The sequence below is a fragment of the Streptococcus sp. 1F3 genome, from assembly GCF_054968985.1.
The window spans coordinates 22,306-28,710 of the sequence record NZ_JBUEQR010000085.1 but is presented as its reverse complement, the minus strand read 5'-3'; the positions used below and the strand labels follow the sequence as shown (position 1 = coordinate 28,710).

Here is a 6,405-nt window from a genome sequence, read left to right as displayed (position 1 = left end):
CAACAAAAAATGAGCAAGTCATCGATATGATGGAGTTGGAAAAGTCCATTGTCTACCTAAAGGCCTCCCTTAAACTCAATGAGCGTGTCGTCAAAAAACTCGCTATCCGAAACAGCACCTTAAAAAAATATGAAGAAGATGAAGATTTACTAGAAGACACCCTAATCGAAACCCAACAGGCCCTTGAGATGGCAGACATCTATGGCAATGTCTTATATGCGATGACCGAAACATCTGCAGCGATTATTTCCAACAATCAAAATACGATTATGAAGACCCTGGCACTCATGACGATGGCTCTTGACATTCCAACTGTTATCTTCTCAGCCTACGGGATGAACGTTCCTGTATCTGGTATGCCTTTTGGAGGATATCCTAATTCTTTTTGGATTATCGCTTTTATCTCTGCCTGCTTCAGTGCGATTGTCGTCATTAACTTTTTACGAAAAAAATGGTTCTAACCCCAAAGAGGAGAGTATTTATGTCATTTACAGAAATCAAGGAATTGACCAAAAAAAATCAAGAGTTTATCCATATCGCAACCAACCAACTCATCAAGGCTGGTAAAAACGATGTGGAAATCAAAACCTTACTCGAAGAAATTCTTCCCGTCATTCTAGAAAACCAAAAAGCAGGAATCACAGCCCGCAGTATCTATGGAGCACCTAGCGATTGGGCCGCTAGCAAAACAGGAAAGCCTGAAGAAATAGAGCAAGCGCTTAATGAGAACCCTTGGCTTATGTGGCTCGATTCTAGCCTCCTACTCCTTGCCATTATTGGCGTGGTCAACGGTGCCATGAACTCATTTGGTGCAGGCGTCAACTACGGTCTTATTACCATGTTGCTCATTGGTTTTGGAGTTGGAGCAGGCATGTATATGATGTACCATTTTGTCTATCGCGAGCAAGTCAAGACAGGGAAACGCCCTAGTCTTATAAAAGCTCTCGGTTTTCTCGTCTTCGCTACCCTTGCTTGGAGCCTGGTCTTCTTCCTTGCAGCACTCATTCCAAGCGCTATCAATCCTCCTGTCTCACCTGCCTTTGCGATTATCATCGGTGCTGTAGCCTTTGGGATTCGCTACCTCCTTAAGAAAAAGTACAACATTCGCAATGCCATGCAACCAATGTCCGAATAGCCGGAAAGCCGATTCACTCCTAAAGTCACAAACATCAATCGTCCTTCCCTATTCCATTTCAAAAAAAGAACCTTGGAGGTCTCTATGAAAAAAACCTACTCTTGGCAAATCTTATTGATTCTATTTGCCCTTTATCTTATCCTAGTTGCCTTTTTCCCTGGGCTCGACATCATCTTCAACTATTTCCGATTAACCTTGTTGCTGGCACTTGCCTTTCTCTGGTTAGGGGTAGAACGAAAACAAACCATTTTATTCTTTATTGGGTTAAGTTTTTCCTCCCTCTATATGCGAGAAATCATCCCTTATTCCTATACTAGCTTTAATGTCGGACCGCTCTTTTTCGGACTCCTTGTTCTAGGAATTGCTATCCACAGTATCAACAAGAAAAGGAAGCACCACAAACTCCTGCAATTTGAAACAGCAACCACTGCTACCATACACACAAGCGATGCCAATTATCTCAACATCGAAGCCAACTTCACGGATAAATACGAATACTCTATCTCTCCTGCCCTACAGGCTATCTCGATCAAGGCTTTCTTTGCCAATGTGCAATTGGACCTCAGTGAAGCTCAGTTTGAGAATGAGGCAACCCAGCTCATCATCAAAAATACACTCTCAAACTGCCGCATTCGGATTCCTAAAAATGTCAAGGTTGTGACAACCCTCAAATCCGGTTTCGGTGAGCTCTACCTCCCACCAAGCCCTCACGAAGCCACTCATCAACTCTATCTGACAGGATCAAATACTGCAGGTACCATCACCTTTCAATACACAGATTAATACTCAATAAAAACAGTCCACCGAACCTCTAACTCGCTTTCTTGTTTTTAGGCTCGTGAAAAAATAGCCCGTTAAGGGCTATTTTTTTAATCTTCATTTACGAATGGTAGCAATGCCATCACGCGAGCACGTTTGATAGCTGTTGTTACCTTACGTTGATTTTTAGCTGAAGTTCCAGTTACGCGACGTGGTAAGATTTTTCCACGTTCTGAAATGAAACGGCTAAGAAGCTCAGTATCTTTGTAATCAACATATTCAATTTTATTCGCTGCGATATAATCAACTTTTTTACGGCGCTTGAAGCCACCACGACGTTGTTGAGCCATGTTTTCTCCTTTATAATTTTATTTGTCCTTACCTAGAATGGTAGATCATCGTCTGAAATATCCATTGGATTGGTGGATCCAAATGGGCTTTCATCGCGTGCAAAATTAGGTGTAGATTGTGCAGGCGCTTGATACGGTGAGTTATAGTCATTACCCCCAGCAAATGAATTGCTAGCTTGGTATCCGCCACCTTGGCCCTCACGTGCAGTACGGCTTTCCAACAATTGGAAATTTTCTGCAACAACCTCTGTTACATAAACGCGTTGCCCTTGTTGGTTTTCATAATTACGGGTCTGAATGCGACCAGTAATCCCTATCAAGGCACCCTTTTTAGCCCAGTTTGCCAAATTTTCAGCCTGCTGGCGCCAAATCACCACGTTAATAAAATCCGCTTCTCTCTCACCGTTTTGATTTTTAAAATTGCGGTTCACCGCAAGTGTAAAGGTCGCAACAGCTTGATTTGACGGTGTGTAACGAAGTTCCGCATCGCGGGTCATACGACCAACTAGTACTACATTATTTATCATAATCTACCTTCTTACGCGTCTAGTTTTACAATCATGTGACGAAGAATGTCGCCGTTGATTTTTGAAAGACGGTCAAACTCTTTAAGAGCCACGTCATCAGTTGCTTCAACGTTTACGATGTGGTAAAGTCCTTCACGGAAATCTTTGATTTCGTATGCAAGACGACGTTTTTCCCATGCTTTTGATTCAACAACAGTTGCACCGTTGTCAGTCAAGATAGAGTCAAAGCGTGCTACCAAAGCATTTTTAGCTTCTTCTTCAATGTTTGGACGAATAATATAAAGAATTTCGTATTTAGCCATTGATATGTTCCTCCTTTTGGTCTAATGACTCATGGTCTAGCCATGAGTAAGTGAGGGTTTCTCACGAAATACAATTATACCTCACTTTCCATAAAATAGCAAGAAAACAGCCGTTTGAATTTCATTTTAGCGCCTTTTAGCAATTTTTGTAGACGATTCATCCAAACATATACCACTTTCGATACTACACCACCAAAAAGTGCTGGGAGTTGACTTTCTAGCATCAACTCCCAGCACTCTTTCGTAATCATCAGCTTAAGCTCCCCTAGTCTGAGAAAACCGCTCCTTTTCCCTAGTGGATGGATAGGTGGCGCTCACCTGACAAGAAATAGGTACTAGTCAAACTATCTTGACCGTCATTGACAAAGAGTTCGATACTGTTAGTATCCAGCACGACCAAGACCTGCGGTGCTTCTGCTTCTACAGCACGACGTTGGGTAGACCATTCTTCTTCTCCCTGAAGGGCTAGCTTCAAGTGACTGCGGTCAATATAGACTTCTTTCTGCTCTACATCATAGCCAAATTCGATGTAGTCCGTCTCACTGCCCAGACGGAATACCTTGCCTCCCGTCCAATTCCCTTGGAAAGCTCCGACCTGAACCGCTCCTTGCTCAGGCAAGACAGGTAGCTGCCCCAATACGCTGGTAGGAAGTTCTTGGACAAGCCTCCCGTCTTTTAACTCTACTCTTCTTGGCAGGGTCATGGCACAGGCCCAATTGTGCTGGAGTTGGTCTGTCACATTGGTCCGTCCCCAAGTCTGCATCCAAGCAATCAAGATGCGTTCCCCTGCTTCATTTTCAAGAGTCTGCGGCGCATAGAAGTCATGACCATGATCCAGCTCTCTGACCGCATCCAGTTGAAAGACCTTCTGTTCCCAGTCCACACATCCTGTCATGATGACGGACGAATTGATATTGGCATAATCGACACCCTTTCTTTCATAGCGCATAGGCGACATAACCAGACAGGATACACCGTCCAACTCAAAGTAATCAGGACATTCCCACATCACCCCTTGATGCGCTTGCCCTTTAAGGAAAATGGAGGCAAACTCCCAAGTCAGTAAATCAGGGGATTCAAGGAGAACAATGGCCCCCACATCATCGCGATGTTTAGCAGCCACAACGGCATAATAGGTGCCATTTTTTTCAAACATTTTGGGATCGCGGAAGTCACTTGCCACCAATTCTTCTGGTAAAATGGCTCCTGTTGCGACAGGATTTGAAGCCAATTTTTCAAAATGAACACCGTCTACCGAGTAAGCCATATTCTGTACCTGACGAATGCTACCGTCTGAATCCACAATATGCCCTGTATACATCAGCCACAGCTTATCGTCCTTGACAATGGCACTTCCTGAGAAGCAGCCGTCCTTGTCATAGTCTTGGTCTGGAGCAAGAGCGACTGGAAGATGCTCCCAATGTAGTAAATCCTTACTCTTGGCATGCCCCCAGTGCATCGGCCCCCACTGCGTTCCATAGGGATAGTATTGATAGAACAAATGGTACTCACCCCTAAACTGCACCAAGCCATTTGGGTCATTGAGCCAGCCTACTGGAGCCGAAAAATGCAGTTCTGGCTTATAGAGAGGATTGACCTCTCCCTGATGCTGCGCAATATAGCGATTCGCTTTTGTAATACTCCATACCTCTCCCATATTCTCTCACTCTCTACTTCTCTTTTTGATTTTCCAAATAGTTGTCGTAATATTTCTGTTTGATTGCTAGCCAGTCGGACAAGCCGTATTTTTCTAATTCCTTGAGATAGCCATCCCATTCTTTCTCAATGGTGCCATTTACAATCCACTCTGCACGTTTGCGGTAGATGTAGTCATTCATATCTGCCTCAATTTGTGCTAATTTATCCAAATCCTCTTCTTCCATAAAGACGCGTGGATAGATTGCATCATTGCTCATATATGGAACGTAGTTTTTCTTCAAGAGTTCCAAACGCCATGCAGCATCATCTGGCATGGTCGTTACCTTACCATAGTAACTGTCCAAAATGGCAAGCGGTCCACCTACTTCTGTCTTTTGACGTAGCTCTCCCGGTGCTGTTCCTTCCAGCGGTAAATGTTTCAAGCTATTGCTTGCCTTGTCAAATTCAAAGATATTTTGTTGGCTATCATCGCCGTAAGTACCCCAGTTGTTTTGAACGGATTGCAGGGGTGCATACTGGGCATCAATCCATTTGGCAGTTAATTCAAGGTTTTTATTGGCACTGGTAATGACCATGCGGTCACGTGAGAAGCCCATTCCATTGGTTCGAGCAACATGTTTTTTCCCACTTGGACCAGCGAGAACAGGAAGAACATCATAACTATCATTAAACCCTGATACATTTGCCTTATCCCATGTGAAATAGACACCGTATTGATGCTCTCCACCTTTTGCAATATAGGTATTCCAATCTTGCTCAAAGGCTTCTGGGTCCAGCAAGCCCTTTTCTTGCAGTTGACGGATAAATTTTACCCCTTCTTTGTACTCTGGATTATCCGCTGTGAAGTCTACCACGCCGTCATTCCCAACAACCAAGTGGTCATCATTGTCTCCGATACCAAAGGCAGCAAACAACAGCTTGAAGTCCTCATTTCCACCTGCATTGACAAAGGACATTGGAATCTCATCTGCCTTTCCGTTTCCATTTGGATCCTGTGTCTTAAAGGCTTCTAAAACGGTCACCAACTCCTCTGTTGTAGTAGGCATGTTAAGGTTTAACTTTTTCAGCCAATCCGTGTTAATCCAAGCCATATCATTCACGGAGTGAATGGATTCTTTGCCCTCACCCAGTTCTTCAATCCAAGGGAAGGAGTAGATATGACCGTCTGGTGCTGTTATCAAGGCACGGTATTCTGGCTTTTCATCCAAAATCTTCTTCAAATTGGGCATGTATTGGTCAATCAAGTCCTCAACAGGAATAATCACCCCTTGTTTTGCCCATTTGACCAAGTCAACATCTGATGCAGCGGCATTGTGAATCGCATCTGGTAAATCACCTGATGAAATGTCCAAGTTGCGTTTTTCTGCAAAATCAGAAGAGTAGTTGGTCCAGTCAATATGAACACCTGTTTCCTCTTCCAAGCGTTGATAAATCAGCTTATCATTGGGATCTTTCGGTGCAAGCGGTGAACTACCTGTCATAAATTTCAAGGTCACTTTTTCTTTCAGTGGGAAAGAAACATTTTCTAGCTCATAATCTGGGCTAGAAGCAGCATTTTTACTACCACAAGCAGTCAAGACCAAAGCAGAGGTCGCCAACAGAGTCGCACTGAGACTCATCCATGTTTTCATTTTCATGAGAAAACTCCTTTTTATATTGATACACATTTTATG

Annotated in this window: 9 protein-coding genes; 3 read left to right on the top strand and 6 right to left on the bottom strand. The window is 43.5% G+C overall.

Features of this window, described 5'->3' with window-relative positions; translation table 11 throughout:
* The 3 genes from ACVPON_RS07945 to ACVPON_RS07935 form a co-directional block, all read left to right on the top strand.
* On the top strand, window positions 1-461 hold a 461-nt coding region (locus ACVPON_RS07945), incomplete at its 5' end, for a magnesium transporter CorA family protein (protein ID WP_462878084.1).
* A gap of 20 nt (window positions 462-481) precedes the next feature.
* Complete coding sequence (locus ACVPON_RS07940) at window positions 482-1,135, top strand: DUF1129 domain-containing protein (protein ID WP_462878082.1); 654 nt, start codon at window positions 482-484, stop codon at window positions 1,133-1,135.
* A gap of 84 nt (window positions 1,136-1,219) precedes the next feature.
* Window positions 1,220-1,918 (top strand): LiaF domain-containing protein, encoded by a 699-nt coding sequence (locus tag ACVPON_RS07935; RefSeq protein WP_462878080.1) that lies wholly within the window; start codon window positions 1,220-1,222, stop codon window positions 1,916-1,918.
* 86 nt (window positions 1,919-2,004) lie between these two features.
* Here ACVPON_RS07935 and rpsR read toward each other — a convergent pair whose 3' ends face one another.
* The 6 genes from rpsR to ACVPON_RS07905 all read right to left on the bottom strand — a co-directional run bounded on the left by rpsR (window position 2,005) and on the right by ACVPON_RS07905 (window position 6,369).
* The gene (rpsR, locus tag ACVPON_RS07930; RefSeq protein WP_002939250.1) at window positions 2,005-2,244 is read right to left on the bottom strand and encodes a 30S ribosomal protein S18; all 240 of its coding nucleotides are present in this window, start codon (window positions 2,242-2,244) and stop codon (window positions 2,005-2,007) included.
* A 32-nt stretch (window positions 2,245-2,276) separates the two neighbouring features.
* Window positions 2,277-2,771 (bottom strand): single-stranded DNA-binding protein, encoded by a 495-nt coding sequence (locus ACVPON_RS07925; RefSeq protein ID WP_462878073.1) that lies wholly within the window; start codon window positions 2,769-2,771, stop codon window positions 2,277-2,279.
* An 11-nt stretch (window positions 2,772-2,782) separates the two neighbouring features.
* The gene (gene rpsF, locus ACVPON_RS07920) at window positions 2,783-3,073 is read right to left on the bottom strand and encodes a 30S ribosomal protein S6 (RefSeq protein WP_067086996.1); all 291 of its coding nucleotides are present in this window, start codon (window positions 3,071-3,073) and stop codon (window positions 2,783-2,785) included.
* Window positions 3,074-3,147: 74 nt separating this feature from the next.
* Window positions 3,148-3,324 carry a hypothetical protein gene (locus ACVPON_RS07915; RefSeq protein ID WP_462878071.1) on the bottom strand — a complete coding sequence of 59 codons (177 nt, stop codon included), beginning with the start codon at window positions 3,322-3,324 and terminating at the stop codon, window positions 3,148-3,150.
* A gap of 41 nt (window positions 3,325-3,365) precedes the next feature.
* Complete coding sequence (locus ACVPON_RS07910; RefSeq protein ID WP_462878069.1) at window positions 3,366-4,730, bottom strand: glycoside hydrolase family 32 protein; 1,365 nt, start codon at window positions 4,728-4,730, stop codon at window positions 3,366-3,368.
* Window positions 4,731-4,743: 13 nt separating this feature from the next.
* Window positions 4,744-6,369 (bottom strand): ABC transporter substrate-binding protein, encoded by a 1,626-nt coding sequence (locus ACVPON_RS07905; RefSeq protein ID WP_462878067.1) that lies wholly within the window; start codon window positions 6,367-6,369, stop codon window positions 4,744-4,746.
* Window positions 6,370-6,405: the final 36 nt, after the last annotated feature.

What these genes read in the sequence shown, in the direction of transcription:
- ACVPON_RS07940 (WP_462878082.1), top strand. Translation starts at nt 482, where the DNA reads ATGTCATTTACAGAAATCAAGGAATTGACCAAAAAAAATCAAGAGTTT.
- ACVPON_RS07935 (WP_462878080.1), top strand. Translation starts at nt 1,220, where the DNA reads ATGAAAAAAACCTACTCTTGGCAAATCTTATTGATTCTATTTGCCCTT.
- rpsR (WP_002939250.1), bottom strand. Translation starts at nt 2,244, where the DNA reads ATGGCTCAACAACGTCGTGGTGGCTTCAAGCGCCGTAAAAAAGTTGAT.
- ACVPON_RS07925 (WP_462878073.1), bottom strand. Translation starts at nt 2,771, where the DNA reads ATGATAAATAATGTAGTACTAGTTGGTCGTATGACCCGCGATGCGGAA.
- rpsF (WP_067086996.1), bottom strand. Translation starts at nt 3,073, where the DNA reads ATGGCTAAATACGAAATTCTTTATATTATTCGTCCAAACATTGAAGAA.
- ACVPON_RS07915 (WP_462878071.1), bottom strand. Translation starts at nt 3,324, where the DNA reads ATGATTACGAAAGAGTGCTGGGAGTTGATGCTAGAAAGTCAACTCCCA.
- ACVPON_RS07910 (WP_462878069.1), bottom strand. Translation starts at nt 4,730, where the DNA reads ATGGGAGAGGTATGGAGTATTACAAAAGCGAATCGCTATATTGCGCAG.
- ACVPON_RS07905 (WP_462878067.1), bottom strand. Translation starts at nt 6,369, where the DNA reads ATGAAAATGAAAACATGGATGAGTCTCAGTGCGACTCTGTTGGCGACC.